Raw genomic sequence first — 23,235 nt, 5'->3', positions numbered from 1 at the left:
CCCGCCCCGCCCGGGCCGCTGTGAGCACGGCGGGCGGCTGTGAGGCACGGCGGGCTGCTGTGAGGCACGGCCGGGCCCGCCCCGCGCGGAATCCCGATCCGGCGCCGCCCGCCGGGCCCTGCTCAGGGCGCGAGCGCCACCCGCAGGCCGTCCTCCCGGTCGCCGAGGAAGCGCGGCTCGCGCCGCGTCCCCGCGTCCAGCACCGCCTTGCCCGAGGCGAAGACCTCCCGCGCCCCGCCCGCGAACCACGTCGCGTCATGCGGCTCCGGCACCCCGACCCCGTACGCGTCCACGCCCGCCGCCTCGCACAGCGCGACCGCCCGCCGCACATGGAAGCCCTGCGTGACCAGGACCGCCCGGTCCACCCCGAAGATCTTCTTGGCCCGCACGCACGAGTCCCAGGTGTCGAACCCGGCGTAGTCGCTGACGACGGCCCGCGCGGGGACGCCGTGCCGGGTCAGGTACGTGCGCATGGCGTCCGGCTCGTCGTAGTCGTGGCGGCTGTTGTCGCCGGTGACCAGCAGGGCGCGTACCGTCCCCGCCCGGTACAGGGCCGCCGCCGCGTCCAGCCGGTGCGCGAGGTACGGGGTCGGCCGGCCCCGGTACAGGCCCGCCCCGAACACCACCGCCACGTCCGTGCGCGGCACGTCGTCCGGGGCCCGCAGCCGGTCGGCGCTCACCACGAACACCCACGTCGAGGGCAGCAGCGCCAGCACGCACAGCGCCATGACGGCCTGGACCGTACGGCGCTGCCCGCGCCGGGTGCGCGGCAGGCGGGGTCGGGGCAGGCGCATGGGAAACTCCAGGTGGCAGGGCGGACACGCAGTCAGAAGGACGCCCGCAACGCCCCTTCGGTTCGGTTCCGGGTACGAGTCCGGGTACGAGGAGGCGCCCGCCCCGCGCGCGTGAGCGCCCGTTCCGCAGACCGCAGGCGCCCGTCCCGCGCGGCGAAGGGCCCGCGCACACTCGTCACCGCGTGGCAACAGCGCCGCAACCCGCGCCGGGCAGCCTCGTGGCATGACCTCGACCGGCACCCCCGACACCGGCCCGGTGGACGGCGCGACCAGCAGCGCCGGACTCCTCGGCATGATCGGCGCCCACCTCGGCCACGGGCTCGGCCGCCTGCCCGCCCGCGCCGCCGCAGGCGAGGGACCGCCGCCGCTCGTCCTCGTCGCCCACGGCAGCCGCGACCCGCGCGCCCTCGCCACCGTCACCGCGCTCGCCGACCGCGTCCGCGCCGCCCGCCCGGGCCTCACCGTCCGCCTCGGCCACATCGAGCTGAACGCGCCGCTGCTCACCGACACCCTCGCCGCGCTCACCGCCCGCACCGCGGTCCTCGTACCGCTGCTCCTCGCGCGCGGTACCCACGTGAAACGCGATCTGCCGGAAGCCGCCGCGCACCCTGCCGCCCCGCCCCGGTCCCTGATCGCCGCGCCGCTCGGCCCGCACCCGCTGCTCGCGCGGGCCCTGCACGAACGGCTCGTCGCCGCCGGCTGGCCCCGGCCGCGCGCCGGAACCGTGCCGCACGCGCGCGCGGGCGTGGTGCTCGCCGTCGCCGGTTCGCGCGACCCCGACAGCACCGCCGACACCCGCGCCACCGCCGCGCTCCTCGCGCGCCGCCTCGGCGTCCCCGTCGTCCCCGGCCACGCCGGCGGGCCCGGCGACGACATCGCCGCCGCCGTCCGCCGCCTCGCCGCGCTCGGCCGCACCCGGCCCGCGCTCGCGTCCTGCTTCACCGCGCCCGGCCGGTTCGCCACCGAGACCGCCGCCGCGTTCCCCGGCGACCTCGTCGCCGCCCCGCTCGGCGCGCACCCGGCCCTCGTCCGGCTCGTCCTGCACCGCTACGACACCGCCCGCACCGCCGCCCTCACCGGCCTCGGAACATCCCTCGCGCTGCGCTGACCGCACCCCTCACGGCCCCTTTTGTCAGTGACTGCGCTTACTGTCGGAGCATGGCAGGCAGCGACACGCACCAGGACACCGCGAGCACCGCGCCCTACGACGAGGACGCGATGGAGCGCTGGGCGCCCGAGCCCGACAAGCGCCCCGGCCGCACCGCGTTCCAGCGCGACCGCGCGCGCGTGCTGCACTCGGCCGCGCTGCGCCGCCTCGCCGGCAAGACCCAGGTCGTCACCCCCGGCGCCTTCCCCGAGGCCGGTGACCAGGCCCGCGGCAGCGCGTGGCGGCGCTGGGACGCGAGCCCCCGCACCCGTCTGACGCACTCTCTGGAGTGCGCGCAGGTCGGCCGCGAGCTGGGCGCCGCGCTCGGCTGCGACCCCGACCTCGTCGAGACCGCCTGCCTCTCCCACGACCTCGGCCACCCGCCCTTCGGCCACAACGGCGAACAGGCGCTCAACGAGGTGGCGTACGACTGCGGCGGCTTCGAGGGCAACGCGCAGTCGCTGCGCCTGCTCACCCGCATCGAACCCAAGCGCTTCGTCCGCTCCGAGCCCTCCGGCGAACTGGTCAGCGTCGGGCTGAACCTGACGCGGGCCGCGCTCGACGCCGCCACCAAGTACCCGTGGCCGCGCGGCGAGCACCCCAGCGACCCCGCCTCCGTGAAGTTCGGCGTGTACGAGGACGACCGGCCCGTCTTCGACTGGGTCAGGAAGTCCGCGCCCGGCCGCCGCACCTGCTTCGAGGCGCAGGTCATGGACTGGTCGGACGACGTGGCGTACTCCGTGCACGACCTGGAGGACGGCCTGCACGCCGGCCACCTCGACCCGAACGTGCTGTACGCCGAGCCCGAGCGCGCCGACATCTTCGCCGTCGCCCTCGGCCGCTACGTACCGGCCGACACCGACCCCGCCGAGCTGGCCGCCGCCCTAGACCGGCTGCTCGACCAGGAGTGGTGGCCGCACGGCTACGACGGGACGGCCGTCGCGCAGGCCCGCCTCAAGGACGCCACCAGCCAGCTCATCGGCCGGTTCTGCCTCGCCGCCGAGGCGGCCACCCGCGCCCGCTACGGCAGCGGACGCCTCACCCGCTACGGCGCCGAGCTGGTCGTCCCCCGCGAGGCCCGGCACGAGTGCGCGGTCCTCAAGGCCGTCGCCGACCGGTACGTCATGCAGCGCCCCCAGCAGGAGCGGCTCCGCGCCGACCAGCGCGTCGTCGTCGCCGAACTGGCCGAGGCGCTCACCGCCCGCGCGCCCGACGGGCTCGACCCGCAGTTCCGCGCCCTGTTCGACGCAGCGCCCGACGACCGCGCCCGCAAGCGCGTCATCGTCGACCAGATCGCCTCGCTCACCGACAGCTCCGCCCGCTCGCTCCACGCCGAGCTGCGCGGCAGACCCGCCGACCACGCCGTGTGACGGCAGCATGACGGGAGCAGGGGAAAAACCAGAGGAAACGTGGCCGGTTCGGGCCGCGCCCTCTTCCCGCATCACGCTCCGTGCGGGACGCTCGCATATGACGGCTTGGCAACGAGGAGGCATCAAGTGGTGGACGCGGACCAGACGTTCGTCATCGTCGGCGGAGGGCTCGCGGGCGCGAAGGCCGCCGAGACTCTGCGCTCGGAGGGGTTCAGCGGTCGCGTGATCCTCATCGGTGACGAACGCGACCACCCGTACGAACGTCCGCCCCTGTCCAAGGGGTACCTCCAGGGCAAGGAGGAGCGGGACGGCGTCTTCGTCCACGAACCCGCCTGGTACGCGAGCCACGACATCGAGCTGCACCTCGGGCAGACGGTCACCTCCATCGACCGCGCCGCCCACACACTGCGCCTCGGCGACGGCACCACCATCCACTACGACAAGCTGCTCCTCGCCACCGGCGCCGAGCCGCGCCGCCTCGACATCCCCGGCACCGACCTGGCCGGCGTCCACCATCTGCGCCGCCTCGCCCACGCCGAGCGCCTCAAGCACGTCCTCGCCTCCCTCGGCCGGGACAACGGCCACCTGGTGATCGCCGGAGCCGGCTGGATCGGCCTGGAGGTGGCCGCCGCCGCCCGCCAGTTCGGCGCCGAGGTCACCGTCGTCGAGCCCGAGGCGACGCCGCTGCACGCCGTGCTCGGCCCCGAGATCGGCCAGATCTTCACCGAGCTGCACAGCGACCACGGCGTCCGCTTCCACTTCGGCGCCCGCCTCACCGGCATCAGCGGCCAGGACGGCATGGTCCTCGCCGCGCTCACCGACGACGGCGAGGAGCACCCCGCGCACGACGTGCTCGCCGCGATCGGCGCCGCCCCGCGCACCGCGCTCGCCGAGGCCGCGGGCCTCACCCTCGCCGACCGCGCCGAGGGCGGCGGCATCGCCGTGGACGAGTCCCTGCGCACCAGCGACCCCGACATCTTCGCCGCCGGTGACGTGGCCTCGCTCCACCACCCCCTGTTCGACCGCGGGCTGCGCGTCGAGCACTGGGCCAACGCGCTCAACGGAGGGCCGGCCGCCGCCCGCGCCATGCTCGGCCAGGACGTCCACTACGACCGCGTGCCCTACTTCTTCTCCGACCAGTACGACCTCGGCCTCGAATACTCCGGCTGGGCGCCGCCCGGCTCCTACGACGAGGTCGTCATCCGGGGTGACGCGGGCAAGCGCGAGTTCATCGCCTTCTGGCTCAGGGAGGGCCGCGTCCTCGCCGGGATGAACGTGAATGTGTGGGACGTCACGGAACAGATCCAGCGGCTCATCCGCACCGGCGCCCGGCCCGGCGCCGACCGGCTCTCCGATCCCTCCGTCCCGCTCGGTGATCTTCTGCGGGAGTGACGGGAGTGTCGGTGGCGCCCCGTAGAATTCACGCGTGGCAGGCAGGATCAATGACGAGGACGTGAAGGCGGTTCGGGACGCGGTCCCGATCGACGCCGTGGTGTCCGAGTACCTGCAACTGCGCAACGCGGGCGGCGGCAACCTCAAGGGCCTGTGCCCCTTCCACGACGAGAAGTCACCGTCCTTCCAGGTCAGCCCCAGCAAGGGCCTCTTCCACTGCTTCGGCTGCCAGGAGGGCGGCGACACCATCACGTTCGTGATGAAGGTCGACCACCTGACGTTCTCCGAGGCGGTGGAGCGGCTCGCCGGTCAGGCCGGCATCACCCTGCGCTACGAGGAGGGCGGGTACAACCCCACCCACCAGCGCGGCGAGCGGATCCGGCTGGTCGAGGCGCACAAGGTCGCCGCCCAGTTCTACGTGGACCAGCTCGAATCGCCCGAGGCGGAGATCGGCCGCAAGTTCCTCGCCGAGCGCGGCTTCGACCAGGCCGCCGCCGCGCACTTCGGCGTCGGCTACAGCCCGGCCGGCTGGGACCACCTGACCCGGTTCCTGCGCGGCAAGGGCTTCAGCGACAAGGAACTCATCCTCTCCGGGCTCTCCCAGGACGGACGGCGCGGGCCCATCGACCGGTTCCGCGGGCGCCTCATGTGGCCCATCCGCGACATCGGCGGCGACGTCGTCGGCTTCGGCGCCCGCCGCCTGCGCGACGACGACAACGGGCCGAAGTACCTCAACACGCCCGACACGCCGATCTACAAGAAGTCGCAGGTCCTCTACGGCATCGACCTCGCCAAGAAGGAGATCGCCAAGACCTCCCGGGCCGTCGTCGTCGAGGGCTACACCGACGTGATGGCCTGTCACCTCGCCGGGATCACCACCGCCATCGCCACCTGCGGCACCGCGTTCGGCGGCGACCACATCAAGATCCTCCGCCGCCTGCTCATGGACAACGGCTCGGCGCGCGTCATCTTCACCTTCGACGGCGACGCGGCCGGGCAGAAGGCGGCCCTGCGCGCCTTCGAGGACGACCAGAAGTTCGCCGCCGAGACGTACATCGCCATCGCGCCCGACGGCATGGACCCCTGTGAGCTGCGGCTCGCCAAGGGCGACGAGGCGGTCGCCGACCTCGTCGAGCCCCGCACCCCGCTGTTCGAGTTCGCGCTGCGGCAGATCGTCGGGCGCTACGACCTGGAGACCCCGGCCGGGCGCGCCGCCGCGCTCGACGAGGCCGCGCCCGTCGTCGCCCGCATCAAGAACAGCGCCTCCCAGCACGAGGTCGCCGTCCAGCTCGCCGGGATGCTCGGCATCCTCGACACGCAGTTCGTCGTCAAGCGCGTCGCCCAGCTCGCCCGGTGGGCGCGGGACCGCGGGGGGCGCGGGCCGGCTCCGGCGCCGGGCGGGCGCGGTCCGCACGGGCCCGGGGCGATGGCGCAGGCGGGGGCGCCGTCCGCGCCGGCGTTCGGGGGGCCGGCGCTCACCCTGCGCAATCCCGTCTACGCGACGGAGCGGGAGCTGTTGAAACTGGCGTTGCAGTACCCGCAGTTGGTCTCGCCCGCGTTCGACGCGTACGGGGTGGACGAGTTCACGGCGCCGCCCTACGCGGCCGTACGGCTGGCCATTCTGGAGGCCGGGGGCGCGGAGCAGGGCGTCCACGATCCGCAGGAGTATCTCGTACGGGTGCGGGATGCGGCGCCGGATGACGCGGTGCGGGCGATGGTGACCGAGCTGGCCGTCGAGGCGGTGCACCGGAAGACCGTGGACGAGGCGTATGCGGGGGAGCAGCTTGTCTGGGTGCGGAGGCGCGCCGTCGATCGGCGGATCCGGGAAATTCAGGGGACGTTGACGCGGCTCGGGGCCGGGGGGGACCCTGAGCGGTTGGCTGCCGTCCAGAACGAACTCTGGGTCCTCCAGCAGTACGGCCAGTCCTTGAGAGACCAGGGCCCCAACGCCCTCTGACCTCCCGGTCGGGGGGAAGGTCTGACGGGGGCTGGTCTCAGCGCCGGTCAATCAAGCCCCTCCGGCGATTGAGGAGCGGGGGCTGGGGCGGAGCCCCAGAGTGCCGGGTGCGTGGTGGCTGAGCGCGCAGTTCCCCGCGCCCCTGAGGGGGCTGGTCTCAGCGTCCCTAGCCAGGGGCAGCGTGACCTCGTCCTCGGACGGGGCTGACCTGAGCGCCGACTCGCGTAGTCATCTGGTTACTCAGGGGGTTCAGAAAGTGGGCGCATGACTCTCGTGGCGGCGCTGTGTCGTACCCCACACTGGAGGCGGTGCCTGAGTCCTCGGAGCGCGGCCGGAGCCCCCACCACGGCCCCGAAGAACCCGCGGTTCCGCAAAACGTGTCCGGGACGGAACGCGGCGAGGCCGCGCCCCCCGCCCCCCAGCCGCACGCCTCAGCAGCGATCACCTTGGAGGTCGCCCCCGTGCAGACCCAGACCCTCAGCCAGAGCGACAGCACAGCGCAGGCCCCCGCCGCCCCGGACACCCCGCCGGACCAGGACGCCCTGGCCGCGGTGCCCACCCAGAACCGCGCGGACCACCACCCCGAGACGGACCCCGACCCGGTCGAGCCGGTAGAAGCCGTCGAGCCGGACGAAGCCGTCGAGCCGGACGAAGCCGTCGAGCCGCCCGAGCCCGCACGCAGCGCCCGCCCCGACACCGCGGGCCCCTCCTCGGACCTGTTCCGCCAGTACCTGCGCGAGATAGGCCGCATCCCGCTGCTGACCGCGGCGGAGGAGGTCGAGCTGGCGCGGCGCGTGGAGGCCGGCCTGTTCGCCGAGGCGAAGCTCACCGGCACCCCCGACCTGGACTCCGCGCTGGCCCTCGACCTGGACCGCCTGGTCGTCATGGGCCGGATGGCCAAGCGCCGGCTCATCGAGGCGAACCTGCGCCTGGTCGTCTCCGTCGCCAAACGCTACGTGGGACGCGGCCTGACCATGCTGGACCTCGTACAGGAGGGCAACCTCGGCCTGATCCGCGCCGTGGAGAAGTTCGACTACGCGCGGGGCTACAAGTTCTCGACGTACGCCACCTGGTGGATCCGGCAGGCCATGTCCCGGGCGCTGGCCGACCAGGCCCGTACCATCCGCGTCCCCGTCCACGTCGTCGAACTGATCAACCGCGTCGTCCGCGTCCAGCGCCGCATGCTCCAGGAGCGCGGCTACGAACCGACGCCCGACGAGGTCGCCGCCCACCTCGACCTGACGCAGGAGCGGGTCAGCGAAGTGCTGCGGCTCGCGCAGGAACCGGTGTCGCTGCACGCCCCCGTCGGCGAGGAGGACGACGTGGCCCTCGGCGACCTCATCGAGGACGGCGACGCGGCGAGCCCGGTGGAGTCGGCGGCGTTCCTGCTGCTGCGCCAGCACCTGGAGGCGGTGCTCTCCACGCTCGGCGAGCGCGAACGCAAGGTCGTCCAACTGCGGTACGGGCTCGACGACGGCCGCCCCCGCACGCTGGAGGAGATAGGCCGCCTGTTCGGCGTGACCCGCGAACGCATCCGCCAGATCGAGTCCAAGACCCTCGGCAAGCTGCGCGACCACGCCTTCGCCGACCAGCTCAGGGGCTACCTCGACTGATCCCGCACCGGGCGCCGGCACCCCCGTACGAGAGCGCGGGGCGCCGCGGGACGGTGGCCGTGCCGGCCCCTGCCCGCGACGCCCCGCGCCGCACTCCACAGGAGAAGGTCAGTCGACCTCCGCCACCGCCTGCGCGAACTGCGCCTCGTACAGCCGCTGGTAGGCGCCGCCCGCGGCGACCAGGTCGTCGTGCGAACCCTGTTCGACGATCGACCCGTTCTCCATCACGAGGATGGTGTCCGCGTCGCGGATCGTGGACAGGCGGTGCGCGATGACGAACGACGTGCGCCCGGCGGCGAGCCGCGCCATCGCCTTCTGGATCAGCACCTCGGTGCGCGTGTCCACGGAACTCGTCGCCTCGTCGAGCACCAGGATCACCGGGTCGGACAGGAACGCGCGCGCGATCGTGATGAGCTGCTTCTCGCCCGCGCTCACCCCCGTGCCCTCGTCGTCGATCACGGTGTCGTACCCGTCGGGCAGCGTCCGGATGAACCGGTCCGCGTGCGCCGCCCTCGCCGCCTCCTCGATCTGCGCGCGCGTGACCTCCTTCGGGGCGCCGTACGCGATGTTGTCCGCGATGGTCCCGCCGAACAGCCACGTGTCCTGGAGCACCATGCCGATGCCGGCGCGCAGGTCGTCGCGGCTCATCCGGGCGATGTCGACGCCGTCGAGGGTGATGCGCCCGCCCGTGACCTCGTAGAACCGCAGGAGCAGGTTGACCAGGGTGGTCTTGCCCGCGCCCGTCGGGCCGACGATGGCGACGGTGTGCCCCGGCTCGGCCGTCAGGGAGAGGTCCTCGATGAGCGGCTTGTCCTTCTCGTAGCGGAAGGCGACGTGCTCGAACTCGACGTGCCCGCGCAGCCGGTCGGGCCGCTCGCCCTCGGCCGGCTCAGGCGACTGCTCCTCCGCGTCGAGCAGTTCGAAGATCCGCTCGGCGGAGGCCACACCGGACTGCACGAGGTTCGCCATCGAGGCGACCTGCGTCAACGGCATCGAGAACTGGCGCGAGTACTGGATGAACGCCTGTACGTCACCGATGGACAGCGTGCCGGAGGCCACGCGGAGCCCGCCGACGACGGCGACCAGCACGTAGTTCAGGTTCGACACGAAGAACATCAGCGGCTGCATGACCCCGCTGTTGAACTGGGCCTTGAACGCGGCCTCGTACAGCGCCTCGTTCTGCTCGGCGAACTGCGCCGCCGACTCGCGCTGCCGGCCGAACACCTTGACGAGGTTGTGGCCGGTGTACATCTCCTCGACGTGCGCGTTCAGCGCGCCCGTCGCCTTCCACTGCTGCACGAACTGCGGCTGCGAGCGCTTGCCGACCTTCGCCGCGACGACCACCGACAGCGGCACCGTCACGAGCGCCACCAGCGCCAGCAGCCACGAGATCCAGAACATCATGACGAGCACGCCGATGATGGTGAGCAGCGAGTTCAGCATCTGCCCCATCGTCTGCTGGAGCGTCTGCCCGATGTTGTCGATGTCGTTGGTGGCCCGGCTCAGGACCTCGCCGCGCTTCTGCTTGTCGTAGTACGACAGCGGCAGCCGCGCCAGCTTCGCCTGCATGTCGGCGCGGAGCTTGGCCACCGCCAGGTTGATCGCGCGGTTGGCGAGCCGGGTGCCGATCATCATCGCCAGGCCCGCCACCGCGAACACGGCGAGCGCCAGCAGCAGCACCTCGCCGATCTTGTCGAAGTCGACGCCCTGGCCGGGCGTGAAGTCGACGCTGCCGAGCATGTCGGCCTTGCCGCCCTCACCGCGGGCCCGCAGCCCCGCGATGACCTGCTCCTTGGTCCGCCCGGCGGGCATGCTGCCGCCGATGATCCCGCCGAACAGCAGGTCGGTCGCCCGGCCGAGGATCTTCGGCCCGACCACCGAGAGGCCCACGCTGATCACGACCGCGACCAGCACCCCGGCCACCGACGCGCGGTGCGCGGCGAGCCTGGTCAGCAGCCGTTTGCCGGAGCCCTTGAAGTCCATCGAGCGCGAGCCGGGCGCGCCCGCCGCCATCCGCGCCGCCGCCGGCCCCGCCATCAGGCTGCCTCCGCTTCCGTGAGCTGGGAGAGCACGATCTCCCGGTAGGTCTCGTTGCCGGCCATCAGCTCGTGGTGGCGGCCGGTGCCGACGACGCGGCCCTCGTCGAGGACGACGATGCGGTCCGCGTCCCGGATGGTGGCCACGCGCTGCGCGACGATCACCACCGTCGCCTCCGCGGTCTCGGCGCTCAGCGCCCGGCGCAGCGCGGCGTCGGTGGCGTAGTCGAGCGCGGAGAACGAGTCGTCGAACAGGTAGATCTCGGGCCGCTGCACGAGCGTGCGCGCGATGGCGAGGCGCTGGCGCTGGCCGCCGGAGACGTTGGTGCCGCCCTGCGTGATGGGCGCTTCGAGGCCGCCCTCCAGCTTGCTGACGAACTCCTTGGCCTGCGCCACCTCCAGCGCGTGCCACAGTTCCTCGTCGGTGGCCTCGGGCCGTCCGTAGCGCAGGTTCGAGGCGACCGTCCCGGAGAACAGGTACGGCTTCTGCGGTACGAGTCCGACCGTACGGGCCATCAGCTCCGGATCGACGGTGCGTACGTCCTCGCCGTCGACGTAGACCGCGCCGGCCGTGGCGTCGTACAGCCGGGGCACGAGCCCGAGCAGCGTGGACTTGCCGCTGCCGGTCGAGCCGATGACGGCCGTGGTCTCGCCGGGCAGCGCGGTCAGGTCGATCGCGCGCAGCACCGGCTCCTCGGCGCCGGGGTAGCCGAACTCGGCGCCCCGGATCTCCAGGTGGCCGTGCCGGCGCAGCTCGCGCACGGCCTGCTCGGGGGCGGGCGGCACGACGCTGGAGTCGGTGCCGAGGACCTCCTGGATGCGCTCGGCGCACACCTCGGCGCGCGGCACCTGCATGAACATGAAGGTGGCCATCATCACGCTCATCACGATCTGCATGAGGTACGCGAGGAACGCGGTGAGGTCGCCGATCATCATGCCGCCGCTGTCGATGCGGTGAGCGCCGAACCAGACGACGGCGATGGAGGCGACGTTCACGATCGTCATGACGAACGGGAACATCAGTGCCATGATCCGGCCGGTCGCCAGCGACGTCTGCGTGAGGTCCTCGTTGGCGACGCCGAACCGGCCCTTCTCGAAGTCGTCGCGCACGAAGGCGCGGATGACGCGGTTGCCGGTGATCTGCTCGCGCAGCACCCGGTTCACCGTGTCCAGCTTGACCTGCATGGACCGGAACAGCGGACGCATCTTGCGGACGATCAGCGACAGCACGAGCGCCATCACGGGCAGCACCGCGAGCAGCACCCCGGACAGCGGTACGTCGAGGCCGAGGGCCATGACGACACCGCCGACGCACATGATCGGCGCCGACACCATCAGCGTGAAGCCGAGCAGCGCCAGCATCTGGACCTGCTGCACGTCGTTCGTGGTGCGGGTGATCAGGGAGGGCGCCCCGAAATGGCCGAGTTCGCGTGCCGAGAACGACTGCACGCGGTCGAAGACGGCCCCGCGTACGTCACGGCCGAGCGCGGCGGCGGTGCGGGCGCCGTAGAACACGGCGCCGGTGTTGCAGACGACCTGGACGACGGTGACGCCCAGCATGAGGGCGCCGAAGCGCAGGATGTAGCCGGTGTCCCCGTTGACGACACCGTTGTCGATGATCTTGGCGTTCAGGGTGGGCAGATACAGCGAGGCGCAGGTCTGCAGGAACTGGAGCAGCACCAGCAGCCCGATGGGTTTCCGGTACGGACGCAAGTACGTCCGCAGAAGTCGTATGAGCACGCTCGGTCTCTCGGTCGGCCGGTCTCGGGTGTCGGCGAAGGGAGGGGCGCCGAAGCCGAAGCACCGACGCATCGACCCCTATCGTCGAACACTCCCCCCGCGTTACCTCAACCCATTAATCCAAGAGTGGTCAAAGACCGGCCGTTCTTCAGGCGAAGGCACCCGGGTGGATCTGCTCCCGCACCGCCCGGTACTGCTGGCGGACGGCCTGCCCCACCGGCAGCTCTTCGCCGGGCTCGAACACCTGCGCGGCGGCGCCGTGCCACTGCGGCAACTGCCCGCTCAGCGCCCACGCGGCCTGCCGCGCCGCGCCGATCGCCGCGTAGTCGGCGGGCTGCGGCACGACGACCTGCGTGCCGAACAGCAGCGGCGCGACGACCTGCACGGCCTGGAGTTCGGCGGCGGCCCCGAGCAGGAACACGCGGCGCACCTCCACGCCCCGGCCGCGCAGCACGTCCAGCGCGTCCCCGAGCCCGCACAGCATGCCCTCGAACGCGGCCCGCGCCAGATGCTCCGGTTTCATCGACTCCCGCCGCAGCCCGCTCAGCGTCCCTGCGGTGTGCGGCAGGTTCGGCGTCTTCTCGCCCTCCAGATACGGCAGCAGGACGAGGCCGTGGGCGCCCGGCGTCGACTTCAGCGCCAGCGCGGACAGCTCCTCGATCCCGCCGTCGAGCCCCAGCATCTCGGCGGTGCCGCGCAGCGCCCGTACGGCGTTGAGCGTGTGCACGACGGGCAGGTGCATGCCGGTCGCGTCGGCGAGCGAGGTGATGGCACCGCTGGAGTCGGCGAGCGCCTCGTGGTGCACGGCCATCACCGAGCCGGAGGCGCCGAGCGAGACGACCGCGTCGCCCGCCTGTACGCCGAGGCCGAAGGCGGCCGCCATGGTCTCGCCGGTGCCGGCGGAGATCAGCAGGCCCTCGGGGGTGGTGCCGGCGGCGTCGCCGGGGCCGAGCACCTCGGGCAGCATCGCCTGCCGCCCGAGCGCCAGCTCGACCAGCTCGGGCCGCCAGGCTCCGGTCGCCGCCGACCAGTACCCCGTACCGGAGGCGCCGCCGCGGTCGGTGGTGCGGCGCGCGGGCCGGCCGAGCAGCTGCCACACGAGCCAGTCGTGCGCCTGCATCAGCAAGCCGACCCGCGCCGCGTTCTCCGGCTCCGTACGGGCCAGCCAGCGCAGCTTGGTCACCGGGTGCGGGGCCTGCGGTACGCAGCCGACGGCCTCGGCCCACGCCTCGCGCGAGCCGAGCCGGTCGATGAGGTCCGCAGCCGACGCCTGGGCCCGCTTGTCGCCGCCGACCAGCGCGGGGCGCACGGTGTTGCCCTGGGCGTCCATCGGCACCAGCGCGTTCTGCTGGGCCGACACACCGATGGCCTGGACCCCTTCGAGCAGGCCCCCGCCGGCCGCCTCGCCGAGCGAGAGCAGCCAGGCCTGGGGGTCCACGTCCGAGGGCCGCCCGCCGCCTTCCGCCGGTTCGAGCGGGTGGGCGGCGTAACCCTGCCGCAGCACGGCCCCGGTGTCGGAGTCACAGACCACGATGCGAGTGAAATCGGGCGAACTGTCCAGCCCGGCGACTATCCCCATGACGGAAATTCTGCCGTACCGCCGGGGGCGGGTGTGCCGTCAGGGGCGCGTCGGGCTGTGAGCGGGCGGCCGTCAGGTGTTGCTGGTGCCCCAGTCGTCGTCCACGGCGGTCCCGCGCTGCTCCCGCAGCGAGCGCACGCGCCCGGCGACCGAGTCGGGGACCTTGCTCTCCACCTTCTCGCTCACCGTGTGGAACGCCTTCCCGGCGTACTGGCGGGTCTGCTGTGCGGCGGACTCCGCGGTGTTGCGTACGGCCGGGTTCTGGGCGATCCCGCGAGCGGTCTTCCTGATCTGCTCGTACCGTTCGCGTCCGGCCCGCGTACCCAGCACGTAGCCCAGGGCCAGACCGGCGATGAATGTGAGCCGGTAACGCATGTCGGCCACCCTTTCCGTTGCGAGGCGTCGTGGTCAGTGCGGTCGTCGTCGGCGCCGGGGGGAACCGATTGGCGGAGCACCCCCCTGCTTGCGCTAATGTATGTGTCGCAGCGAGCGCGCGCCGCCTGGCAAGTACCCAGGTGAGTGCGTTCGAAGCAAGACGAGGCATTCCCCTGTAGCTCAATTGGCAGAGCAGCCGGCTGTTAACCGGCAGGTTACTGGTTCGAGTCCAGTCGGGGGAGCTCGATCTCCTGTAGCTCAATTGGCAGAGCAGCCGGCTGTTAACCGGCAGGTTACTGGTTCGAGTCCAGTCGGGAGAGCTGTCGAACAAGCCCCCTCGGAGTCCACTCCGGGGGGCTTTTTCGTGCCCGGTGGAACCACCCGCCCGCCTGCGAAGTCTTCAAGGTCGTGCAGAGCCGACCATCCGAGGCAGGAGATCGTATGAGCGGCTATGCTGCGGCAGGACGGCGCGCACATGTGTACGTGCCACGCCGCCAGGGGCGGTAGCTCAGCCGGTTAGAGCAGCGGACTCATAATCCGTCGGTCCTGGGTTCGAGTCCCAGCCGCCCCACGCGAAGGTTCCGCCAGAGAACCGTTTCTACCTGCGGCAACGCATGAACGGGGATCGCCACTCCACGGTGGCGGTCCCCGTTCACGCGTTCGGGCCAAGGTGCGGCGGGCGGGGCCCCGGTACGGGGGGTGGGGGCGCGGGGCGTCCCTCTTGGGGGACACCTGTTCGATTCCCGCCGGTGGCCCGGTGGCCCGGTGGCCCGGTGACCCGGTGACCCGGTGACCCGGTGACCCGGTGACCCGGTGACCCGGTGACCCGGTGACCCGGTGGTCGGTGGTGCCGGTGGTCGGTGGTGCGGGCGGTATAGCGGTCGTACGGGTCGAGCGGTGGTGCGGGCCGCTCAGGTTCAGCGGTGGGAGTCGGCGAGTTCCGTGGGCTGCGGCTCGGCCCGACCGCGCCGGGGGCAAGCGCCCCGCACCCGCGGCCGCGCAGCCGCCCGCCGGACCGCGCTCCCCGCACCCGGCACAACGGAAGAAAAGGTAGAACCTCGTGAGCGCTGACAGCAGGAGCCTGAAGAGGTGCGTCATGTGCGCGGTGGCCGCAGCGGTCGTCACCACCGGCTGTGAGGGCACCGACAGCCTCGGCACGTCCGCCTCCACGTCGAAGCAGTCGTACACCGTGAGCGACAAGGTCACCGGAGTGACCGTCGAGAACGAGGGCGGCAACATCGAGATGGTCGCCGGCGACGGCACCTCCGTGAAGGTCACCGAGAAGCTGGAGTACAGCGACGGCAAGCCGAAGACGGCGCACCCACCGAGGGCGGCACCCGCAAGGTCGACCTGCCGGTCGACGACGGCTCGTCGCACAAGGTGCGGGCGCACAGCGCGGGCGGCGACGTCACGGTCAAGTCCGCCTGAACAGGCGGGTTCGCCAGTAGCGGTCTTGTCGAAGCCCCCGGACGCGTTCTCCCGCCCGGGGGCTCCCCCGCTTCCCGGCCCGTTCGCCGTCAGTGCCTCTACGCCCCTCTCTCCCAGCGGCTGGGGAAGGGGTAGTAGGCGTCGAGGAACTCCCGCACCCGCCCGGCGACTTGATCCAGTCGGTCCGGAGGCGTGTTGACGTCGTTCAGGCAGAAGAAGTCGTAGGCGCGTTCGCGGGCGAGTGCCGCCATCTTCTCCGGGGCGCCGGGGTGGGCCACGTCGACGTACCGGAGTCTGTATCTCCCGGGGACGGCACGCCCGGTGAGGTACGCGTGATGGTGATGCAAGGACGCGGTGGTGGCGACATCGGTGATCGACCGGAACCGGGAACGGCTGGTGCGGTCCAGGGCTTCCGGGAAGAGCTGCTCCAGTTCGCGCATCACGGCCCGGGTCTGCGGCTGCGGGACGTGCATGAACTTGCTCGTGGTGAAACGGCCGTGGGTTTCCTGGAGGAGCGCGCGGACGTTCTTCCCCGCGGAGTTCGGGGCCGGCTCGTCCGGGTGGGGCGCGCCGAGGCCGAGCTGAGCGGGGGAGCAGAGGCCGATGGCGTTCGAGATCTGGTCAACGAATCCGGAAATAAGCACGGCTGCCACACTTGCAATGCCACGACCCCGGGTACCAAGAACGGGAAATGGATTCCAGATCACCAGCCGCCGTCTAAGGGCTGTCCCGTAAGTGATCTTGCCCTGCGATGATCTCGACCGTGTTACACGTGATCACAGCGTCTGAGCCGTCATGGATAGCCCCGTTCACTGGTGTGGCTCCGCGCCAGTTCAACCGGGTGGTGAGTGCCCTGCGGAGGGAAGGCGCCGACGTCGCTCGGCGAGGTCGGCCGTGGGGGATTTCGCTGGAGAACCGGGTGCTTCTGGTGGCTGCCTACTGGCGCACCAACCTGACGCTGCGGCAGCTCGCCCCGCTCTTCGGTGTCTCGAAGTCCGCGGCTGGCCGCATCGTCAGGCACGTCGGGCCTCTTCTCGCGTTCCGGCCCCGGAAGCGGTTTCACAAGGACGCCGTGCTCATCGTGGACGGAACCCTGGTTCCCACCCGCGACCACGCGGTGGCGGAGCGGTCCAAGAACTACCGGTACTCGACGAATCACCAGGTCGTCATCGACGCGGACACCCAACTGGTGGTCGTGGTCGGCCGGCCACTGCCGGGCAACCGCAACGACTGCAAGGCATGGGAGCTGTCCGGGGCGAAGGCCGCTGTCGGGAAGGCCGCAGTGATCGCCGACGGAGGCTATCGAGGTACTGGGCTCGTCATCCCACACCGCCGTGCCCCTGGGCAGAGCGAACTGTCTGCCTGGAAGGAGGCGCACAACGCCACTCACCGCAGGATCCGCGCGCGGGTTGAGCATGCCTTCGCCCGGATGAAGACCTGGAAGATCCTGCGCGACTGCCGTCTCAAGGGCGATGGCGTGCACCATGCGATGCTCGGCATCGCCCGTCTGCACAACGTCGGGCGCCGTGACTGACTGCACCCGACCCGAAGGACTGTCCGTTCAGGATTCAGCGGGCAGGAGCTGGACCAGGCCGACCCAGTTCTCCTCGTCCACCTTGGTTTGGGTGGCGCGGACCCTCCAGCGGCCGGCGGGCAGCGAGACCGACGCCTCGGCGGGCATCCCACCGCCGGGGTACTCGATGCCCAGGTCGGAACCCGCCACGGCGGAGTCCATGAGCGCCGCCGGTCCGTCCGAGGCCCAGGTGCCACACCCCTCCCACACCGTGGCCGGGTCTGCGAGGGCAGTGTCGGCCGCGGCTCTCAGTCCGGCCTCGGAGTCGGCGGCGAGCCACCGCAGGAACGCTCGATGCTGGGGCAGATAGCAGCTGGTCGCCGGCTCGTCCGCCAGCACCAGTGCCTGCGCACCGTACTCGTCGAGAGTGATCACACCGGCCAGCTCGTCCACCGCGCAGGCCCGGTCGTAGTCGTCTGGGGCGGTGGCGTCTCCCGCCATGAGCCCGCTCTCCGTGCACCCGCCCCAGGAGGTCAGGGCGGAGACGGGTATGACGATCAGAGGACCGCCCAACGACTCCACCCAGACAGTGGAGGGGGCGGAGGCATCGTCTGCGGTGGATGAAGAGGTGTTCATGCACGTCAGTGTGCCCTCGCCCACTGACAAGGTTCCCGCATTCATCGGAACCCAGCACGGGAAAGGCTCAGCGCCTATGGCAAGCAGCAGTTACGGGACAGCCCTTAGTCTCGTCGCTCCAGGGTCTCCTCAGACGGCATATCCTCACTGTCAGCCCTGTGCTAGACGGCAGGGTGGAGTTGTCTCACAGCTTTCACAAGGAAAGAGTAAGAAGGAATGGTAGCTAATAGCCCTGTGGTTGCATTCCTGGCGAAAATCGAGCACGGCTGCCTGATCCTGCAGGACGCGGGAAGTGACGACGACGTCAGCGACTGGGAACCGGCGTCGAGCAGCTGGTATCGAGAAGGCAGTTCACTCATCTTCGGCGTTCAGGCCGGGGTCGACGGCCCTGTCGCATGCGAGGTATGGAAGTCGGCTCCGCCTGTGGTACTTCCTGCGAACCTCTTTGAGGTGTCGCTCCCGTGTCCGTCCGGGTGGCTCGTGTTGCACGATCCGAACGAATACGCCCGTATGCAATTCACGGGATTCCGCGGCTCTGTGATCTGTACGGTAATGGTGGATGATCTGCAATTTCCGTCAAAGGTTCAGATCTTGCTGAGAGGTGAAGGCAAGTAGCTTCTTGACGCTTGAAGGAACGGGCGAGGCTCTATTCGAGGGTCTCGCCCGTTCCTTGCATGCGGCGTGAGGGCGTCGTTCCGCTGGAGATGTCGACCTTCCCGCGTCATTTCGAACTGCCAAGTTGAGGCCCGTCAGGTGCGTCCTGGTGGGGCCTCAGCATGGGGTGACGGCAGTAGGCGACGGCAACGTCAGCGGACGATGGCTCGGCGCTGGAGCGCCCCCCTCACCCCCCGTACTGCACCTCCACGCCTCCCACCCCCGTCATCAGCGGGCCCGAGCACTGGGCGCCGGCGGTTACCGTCTGGCCCGGGGCTACGTACATCCAGTTCGTGTAGCGGTCCACCGCCATGCCGCAGATGACGTGGACGGAGAAGGCGTGGGTCGTGGTGCCGGGGTTGTGGCAGGTGCCGTAGCCCGTGTCGGTGTCGTTGTTGATGGACGTCGTGCACTGGAGGACGTTCGGCTCGGCCGCGGCGCTGGCGGGCGGGCCCGTGAAGAGGGTGCCGCCGGCGGCGAGTGCCAGTCCCGCTGCGGCCGTGACGAACGTGTGTGCCTTGCGCATGGTGATCATGTCTTCCGTGGTCTCGGGGCGGGTCAGGAGGCGGAGGCCGGGGCGGGCAGGAGTGTGGGGAGGAGGGTCGGGGCGAAGTCCGGGTTCGTGCGGCAGCCCTGGTTCTCGTACGTGTTGATCTTCGTCGCCGGATCCGTGCGCAGCAGGTGGTACTTGCACGCCTTCTTGATGTAGCGGCCCTGGACGCCGCCGGGGAAGTCGATCTCCTTGTTCCAGAGGTAGGGGGAGTCGTAGCCGTTGAGGTGGGCGGTGGCGTTGACGTCGATGCCGCCGGGCGCGTCGATCTCGTAGACCCAGCCCGTCTTCGCGGCGCCGTACGTGGCGAACTTCTGCGCCACCCACTTCTCGCAGCTCGTGCTGAGGTGCGCGCTGTCCTGGCCGCCGCCCTTGACGATGTACTCGGCGAGCGGGGTGACGTTTGTGCCGCGCGGGGCGAAACCGTCGTCGAAGATCTGCTCGACCGACTCGCGCCGGTCGCCGCGCCACAGGGTGTTGGTGTCCTCGCGCCACCGCCAGTTCTCCTTCAGCGCCGACTCCTCGACCGCCGGGGCGAGCGCCGGGTCGGTCGTGGTGCGCCACCAGTCCAGCGGGTGGTACGTGCCGGTCGGCCCGCACGGGCCGGTGTCCGGGCCCGCCGCGCGCGCTGCCCGGTCGGGCGTGCCGGCGTCGGCGGACGCAGTGGCCACGGCGGGCGCGGCGGCCACGGCGGTGAGCGACGCGAGCGTGAGCGCGGTGGTCGCGGCGAGACGGAGAGCGGACTTGAGCACGGCGGGCCCCTCGGACGGTGAGCAGAACGGGCCCTTTCTACCGGCGCCCATGATCATGAACCGTGCCGAAACCGTTCCCCGCCGCCCCGGTTCACCCGTCCGTGGGTAGTCCAGGTGCGGGAGTTGAGTATCTGTACGGATCTGCGGGGGACCCGGCGCCGGGAGGATCCAGGGGTCGCCACCACCGGAGGAGTCCCCATGCCCGTGCTGTCCGCGCTTTCCGTGCTGCCCGTCAGACCTCAACTCCCGTCCCGCCCCGGGTCACCGGCCTCGCGGCGGACGCACGCCGTGCTGGCCACGGGGGTCGCCCTCGCGCTCGCGCTGTCCGCGTGGGGCGCCAAGGAGTCCGGGACCTGGGTGCTGGAGACGGTGTGGGTGATGGTGGGGCTGCCGGTGGCGGTCGTCGCGTACCGGCGCTCGGGCATGAGCGGGCTGCTGTGCTGGCTGCTCGCGGCGCACGCGGCGGTGCTCATGGTCGGCGGGCACTACACGTACGCCGAGGTGCCCGCGGGGGACTGGGTGCGAAACGCACTCGGGCTCGACCGCAACCCCTATGACCGGTTCGGGCACCTCATGCAGGGTTTCGTGCCCGCGATCCTCGTACGGGAACTGCTGGTGCGGACCTCGCCGTTGCGCGGGAGCCGGTGGCTGGCGCCGCTGACGGTGTGCGCGTGTCTGGCGTTCAGCGCGCTGTTCGAGATGTTCGAGTGGGCGGCGGCGGTGATCGGCGGGCAGGCGGCGGACGCGTTCCTGGCGACGCAGGGCGATGTGTGGGACACGCAGTGGGACATGTTCTGCGCGCTCATCGGCGCGGTCTGCTCCCTGCTGCTGCTCAGCGCCGCACACGACCGCAGCCTCGCGCGGGCGGGCGTCGTCAGCGGGCGCTGAACCAGTCCGCGAGCGCGGTGAGACCGGCGTCGGTGAGGCCCGTACGTGGGTTCACGCGGCGCAGGCAGGTGGGCGCGGGGTGCCGGATCGAGGCGGGTCAGCAGGGGATGGGCGGCCCCGGTCGCGCGCGGCACGTGGGGTGAGGTGAAGCGCGGGCGCCCGGTGTCGCCGAAGGGGATCAGGGGCCCGGCCGCGTCCAGGAACAGCGGCGGCGCGTCCGTCACAGAGGGGACTGCCAGGTGGTCGGTGGGGTCGGGGTGTCGTCGGTGACGGTGAGGTGGACGCCGGGGCGGCCGTCCGCGAGGGGAGTCGATGCGTCGATCGTGACGTCGAGGCGGCCCACGCCCTCCCGGCGGGACGCCGCCGCGAGCGCCCGGCGCAGGGCCGCGATCAACTGGGCCTGCACCGGGTCGGGCAGCGCCGCGTCCACCGGGCCGAGGAAGTGCACGGACGGGGAGTAGCCGAGGAGCGCGCCCGCCCCCGCCGTCTCCCGCAGCACCTTCCCCCGGAACGTCTTCGGCGCCTCGGCCGGCGGCTGCTGGAGCGCGAAGATCGCCGTACGGACCTCCTGGATCGTCGACTCCAGCTCGTCCACCGCCCGGTTCAGCGTGTCGCGCACCTCCGCCAGCCGCGCCCTGCGCTGCGTGGACTCCAGCATCATCCCGGTGGCGAACAGCCGCTGGATCACCAGATCGTGCAGGTCACGGGCGATCCGGTCGCGGTCCTCGAACACCGCGAGCCGTTCGCGGCCCGCCTGCGCGTCCGACAGGACCAGCGCCAGCGCCGCCTGCGACGCGAACTGCGTCGCCAGCAGCCGGTCCACCGACGTGTACGGGCGTTCGCCCCGCGCCCGCGGCAGCGCGAGGGTGCCGATGAGCTTGCCCGACGCCCGCAGCGGCAGCATCATGCTCGGCCCGAACCGGCCCCGCACGTCCGTCGTCATCCGCGGATCCGTCGCCGAGTCCTCGATGAACACCGGCTGCCCGGCGAGCAGGTGCGTCAGGACCTCGCTGCCCGCCGCGATCGTCGTCCCCAGCAGGACACGCGGGTCGTCGGCCGAGGACGCGGCGACGATCCGCATGCCGCCGTCGTCCGTGGGCTGGAGCACGACCCCGGCCGCCGCGTCCGCGAGCAGCCGGGCCCGCTCCGCGACCGTCGTCAGGGCGTCGTCCGCGCGCCCGGCCAGCAGGGCGTTGGTCACGGCGGCGGCGCCCTCGATCCAGCGTTCGCGCTGCTTGGCGGTCTCGTACAGGCGGGCGTTGCCGAGGGCGATGCCGGCCTGGGTGGCGAGGACGTGCAGCATGTCGAGGTCGTCGTCGGAGAACCCCGGCGTAGGGCCGCCCGGCCGTTTCCCCGTCAGCCGCAGCCGGCCGAACACCATGCGGTGCACGTGGATCGGCACCGCCAGCACCTCCGCCTCGTGCACCAGGCGGTCCGGCGGCTCGTCCGGGGGCAGTTCGGGCGCGGCGCCGCCCGTCGTGACCACGTCGAGGAGCGTGCCGTGCGCCGGGTCGAGCACCCCGAGGACGCCGCGCCGCGCGCCGGTCAGGAGCGCGGCGCTGTCCACCAGATGTTGCAGGGTGCTGCGCAGTTCCAGCTCGGAGCCGACGTTCAGGACGGCTTCCAGGAGTACGGAGAGGCCGGCGGGGACACCGGACTCGCGGCTCGGTGCGGTCATGTCGCGGGTCTGCCTCCTGCCGCGTACGGGGCCTCAGCCGGCCAGCGGGTTCAGCTCCAGGGGCTGGATCCTGCCCTCCATCATGGCGCCGAGCCCCTGCACCGCGCACACGTCCGGGCGCTCCGCGATGTGCACGGGCATGCCCGTCGCCTCGCGCAGCATCTCGTCCAGGCCCGGCAGCCGCGCCGAACCCCCCACCATCATGATGCCGCGCTCCGCGAGGTCGGCGACGAGGTCGGGCGGGCAGTCCCGCAGCACCTTGCCGATGCCGTCGAGCACGGCGGTCAGCGGCGTGTGGATCGCCTGCCGCACCGCCGAGGTGTCCACGTGCACGGAACGGGCCAGGCCCGTCGCCACGTCCCTGCCGTGGATCTCCGTCTGCGCGGGGCCCTGCGGGGAGAGGCCGTTGCCGCGCAGGGCGAGTTGCAGGGGGCGTACGGACTGCGAGGGCAGCATCAGTTCGTGCTGCTGGCGCAGGTGCTGGATGACGGCCTCGTCGATGGCGTCGCCGCCCACGGGGACGCGCTGCGCGGTGACGATCGCGCCGAGGGAGAGCACGGCGATCTGCGTGGTGGCGGCGCCGCACACCAGGATCATCGTCGCCTCCGGCCGCTCCACCGGCAGGCCCGTGCCGACGGCGGCGGCGATCAGCGTGTCGACGAGTTCGACGCGGCGCGCGCCGAGGCCGACCAGGGTCTCCACCGCCGCGCGCTGCGCCAGCGGGTCCGCGTCGTGCGGGGTGCAGGCCGCCGCGCGCAGGCGGGGCTTGCGGCGCAGCGTGCGGCGCAGTTTCTCGCCGAGCAGGTGACGGAGCATCCGCTGGGCCATCTCGATGTCGACGACCGTGCCGCCGGACACGGGGCGTACGACGCGGATGTAGCCGGGGGTGCGGCCCGTCATCCGTTCGGCGAACTCCCCTACGGCGATGAGGGCGCCGGTGCGGGTGTTGACGGCGGCCGCGCTCGGCTCGTCCACGACCAGGCCGGCGCCCTTGACGTACACGCGGGTGCGGGCGGCTCCCAGGTCCACGGCGAAGTGGCAGCGGCGCAGTTGTTCCAGGCTGACGTTGGTGACGGTCATGGCGAGTCCTCCCGAGAGCGCAGACCGCGGGTGGGCCGCGAGGTCGTGGCCCT

Annotated in this window: 19 protein-coding genes and 3 tRNA genes; 11 read left to right on the top strand and 11 right to left on the bottom strand. The window is 71.9% G+C overall.

All coding sequences use genetic code 11. From position 1 onward, the window contains the following. Positions 1 to 122 precede the first annotated feature (122 nt). Positions 123 to 794: a SanA/YdcF family protein gene (locus ACZ7LY_RS04585; RefSeq protein ID WP_471623028.1), complete on the bottom strand. Its 672-nt coding sequence runs from the start codon at positions 792 to 794 to the stop codon at positions 123 to 125. Positions 795 to 1,017: 223 nt separating this feature from the next. Between ACZ7LY_RS04585 and ACZ7LY_RS04580 the strand changes: the two genes are divergently transcribed. The 5 genes from ACZ7LY_RS04580 (at position 1,018) to ACZ7LY_RS04560 (ending at position 8,273) form a co-directional block, all read left to right on the top strand. Then, positions 1,018 to 1,902, top strand: coding sequence for a sirohydrochlorin chelatase (locus ACZ7LY_RS04580; protein ID WP_471623027.1), 885 nt, complete (start codon positions 1,018 to 1,020; stop codon positions 1,900 to 1,902). A 50-nt stretch (positions 1,903 to 1,952) separates the two neighbouring features. Beyond that, complete coding sequence (locus ACZ7LY_RS04575) at positions 1,953 to 3,311, top strand: deoxyguanosinetriphosphate triphosphohydrolase (RefSeq protein WP_471623026.1); 1,359 nt, start codon at positions 1,953 to 1,955, stop codon at positions 3,309 to 3,311. Between the two features lie 126 nt (positions 3,312 to 3,437). Further along, positions 3,438 to 4,703, top strand: a complete 1,266-nt coding sequence (locus tag ACZ7LY_RS04570) for an NAD(P)/FAD-dependent oxidoreductase (RefSeq protein WP_471623025.1) — start codon at positions 3,438 to 3,440, stop codon at positions 4,701 to 4,703. Between the two features lie 34 nt (positions 4,704 to 4,737). After that, positions 4,738 to 6,660, top strand: a complete 1,923-nt coding sequence (gene dnaG, locus ACZ7LY_RS04565; protein WP_471623024.1) for a DNA primase — start codon at positions 4,738 to 4,740, stop codon at positions 6,658 to 6,660. A 308-nt stretch (positions 6,661 to 6,968) separates the two neighbouring features. Continuing rightward, positions 6,969 to 8,273: an RNA polymerase sigma factor gene (locus tag ACZ7LY_RS04560; protein WP_471623023.1), complete on the top strand. Its 1,305-nt coding sequence runs from the start codon at positions 6,969 to 6,971 to the stop codon at positions 8,271 to 8,273. A 108-nt stretch (positions 8,274 to 8,381) separates the two neighbouring features. Here ACZ7LY_RS04560 and ACZ7LY_RS04555 read toward each other — a convergent pair whose 3' ends face one another. The 4 genes from ACZ7LY_RS04555 to ACZ7LY_RS04540 form a co-directional block, all read right to left on the bottom strand. Further along, positions 8,382 to 10,310 carry an ABC transporter ATP-binding protein gene (locus ACZ7LY_RS04555; RefSeq protein ID WP_471623022.1) on the bottom strand — a complete coding sequence of 643 codons (1,929 nt, stop codon included), beginning with the start codon at positions 10,308 to 10,310 and terminating at the stop codon, positions 8,382 to 8,384. Further along, the gene (locus ACZ7LY_RS04550) at positions 10,310 to 12,049 is read right to left on the bottom strand and encodes an ABC transporter ATP-binding protein (protein ID WP_471623021.1); all 1,740 of its coding nucleotides are present in this window, start codon (positions 12,047 to 12,049) and stop codon (positions 10,310 to 10,312) included. Before ACZ7LY_RS04550 ends, ACZ7LY_RS04555 begins: the two co-directional genes overlap by 1 nt. Before the next feature lie 148 nt (positions 12,050 to 12,197). After that, positions 12,198 to 13,628, bottom strand: coding sequence for an FGGY family carbohydrate kinase (locus tag ACZ7LY_RS04545; RefSeq protein WP_471623020.1), 1,431 nt, complete (start codon positions 13,626 to 13,628; stop codon positions 12,198 to 12,200). Between the two features lie 72 nt (positions 13,629 to 13,700). Then, positions 13,701 to 14,003 (bottom strand): YtxH domain-containing protein, encoded by a 303-nt coding sequence (locus tag ACZ7LY_RS04540; RefSeq protein WP_471623019.1) that lies wholly within the window; start codon positions 14,001 to 14,003, stop codon positions 13,701 to 13,703. A 169-nt stretch (positions 14,004 to 14,172) separates the two neighbouring features. Between ACZ7LY_RS04540 and ACZ7LY_RS04535 the strand changes: the two genes are divergently transcribed. The 3 genes from ACZ7LY_RS04535 to ACZ7LY_RS04525 all read left to right on the top strand — a co-directional run bounded on the left by ACZ7LY_RS04535 (position 14,173) and on the right by ACZ7LY_RS04525 (position 14,574). Continuing rightward, positions 14,173 to 14,245, top strand: a tRNA-Asn gene (locus tag ACZ7LY_RS04535). Between the two features lie 5 nt (positions 14,246 to 14,250). Continuing rightward, positions 14,251 to 14,323 (top strand) — tRNA-Asn (locus tag ACZ7LY_RS04530). Positions 14,324 to 14,500: 177 nt separating this feature from the next. After that, positions 14,501 to 14,574 (top strand) — tRNA-Ile (locus ACZ7LY_RS04525). 955 nt (positions 14,575 to 15,529) lie between these two features. On the opposite strand, the gene ACZ7LY_RS04520 is transcribed toward ACZ7LY_RS04525, so the two are convergent. After that, positions 15,530 to 16,075, bottom strand: coding sequence for a stealth conserved region 3 domain-containing protein (locus ACZ7LY_RS04520; protein ID WP_471623018.1), 546 nt, complete (start codon positions 16,073 to 16,075; stop codon positions 15,530 to 15,532). 107 nt (positions 16,076 to 16,182) lie between these two features. On the opposite strand from ACZ7LY_RS04520, the gene ACZ7LY_RS04515 reads away from it, so the two are divergent. Continuing rightward, on the top strand, positions 16,183 to 16,965 hold the full coding sequence (locus ACZ7LY_RS04515; protein WP_471623017.1) for a transposase: 783 nt from the start codon (positions 16,183 to 16,185) through the stop codon (positions 16,963 to 16,965). Between the two features lie 27 nt (positions 16,966 to 16,992). On the opposite strand, the gene ACZ7LY_RS04510 is transcribed toward ACZ7LY_RS04515, so the two are convergent. Next, positions 16,993 to 17,580 (bottom strand): Imm21 family immunity protein, encoded by a 588-nt coding sequence (locus tag ACZ7LY_RS04510; protein ID WP_471623016.1) that lies wholly within the window; start codon positions 17,578 to 17,580, stop codon positions 16,993 to 16,995. 234 nt (positions 17,581 to 17,814) lie between these two features. Here ACZ7LY_RS04510 and ACZ7LY_RS04505 point away from each other — a divergent pair, with 234 nt between their 5' ends. Next, the gene (locus tag ACZ7LY_RS04505; protein ID WP_471623015.1) at positions 17,815 to 18,195 is read left to right on the top strand and encodes a hypothetical protein; all 381 of its coding nucleotides are present in this window, start codon (positions 17,815 to 17,817) and stop codon (positions 18,193 to 18,195) included. A 226-nt stretch (positions 18,196 to 18,421) separates the two neighbouring features. On the opposite strand, the gene ACZ7LY_RS04500 is transcribed toward ACZ7LY_RS04505, so the two are convergent. Continuing rightward, positions 18,422 to 18,769, bottom strand: coding sequence for a hypothetical protein (locus ACZ7LY_RS04500; protein ID WP_471623014.1), 348 nt, complete (start codon positions 18,767 to 18,769; stop codon positions 18,422 to 18,424). Between the two features lie 23 nt (positions 18,770 to 18,792). After that, positions 18,793 to 19,587, bottom strand: a complete 795-nt coding sequence (locus ACZ7LY_RS04495) for a scabin-related ADP-ribosyltransferase (protein ID WP_471623013.1) — start codon at positions 19,585 to 19,587, stop codon at positions 18,793 to 18,795. A 147-nt stretch (positions 19,588 to 19,734) separates the two neighbouring features. Here ACZ7LY_RS04495 and ACZ7LY_RS04490 point away from each other — a divergent pair, with 147 nt between their 5' ends. Further along, the gene (locus ACZ7LY_RS04490) at positions 19,735 to 20,424 is read left to right on the top strand and encodes a DUF2238 domain-containing protein (protein ID WP_471623012.1); all 690 of its coding nucleotides are present in this window, start codon (positions 19,735 to 19,737) and stop codon (positions 20,422 to 20,424) included. A gap of 220 nt (positions 20,425 to 20,644) precedes the next feature. On the opposite strand, the gene ACZ7LY_RS04485 is transcribed toward ACZ7LY_RS04490, so the two are convergent. Then, on the bottom strand, positions 20,645 to 22,102 hold the full coding sequence (locus ACZ7LY_RS04485) for a sensor histidine kinase (protein WP_471623011.1): 1,458 nt from the start codon (positions 22,100 to 22,102) through the stop codon (positions 20,645 to 20,647). A 33-nt stretch (positions 22,103 to 22,135) separates the two neighbouring features. Further along, the gene (gene mreB, locus ACZ7LY_RS04480) at positions 22,136 to 23,182 is read right to left on the bottom strand and encodes a rod shape-determining protein MreB (protein WP_471623010.1); all 1,047 of its coding nucleotides are present in this window, start codon (positions 23,180 to 23,182) and stop codon (positions 22,136 to 22,138) included. Positions 23,183 to 23,235 lie beyond the last annotated feature (53 nt).

It is taken from the genome of Streptomyces sp. NPDC107550 (assembly GCF_055639095.1).
This window is presented reverse-complemented; position numbering and strand designations above follow the sequence as displayed.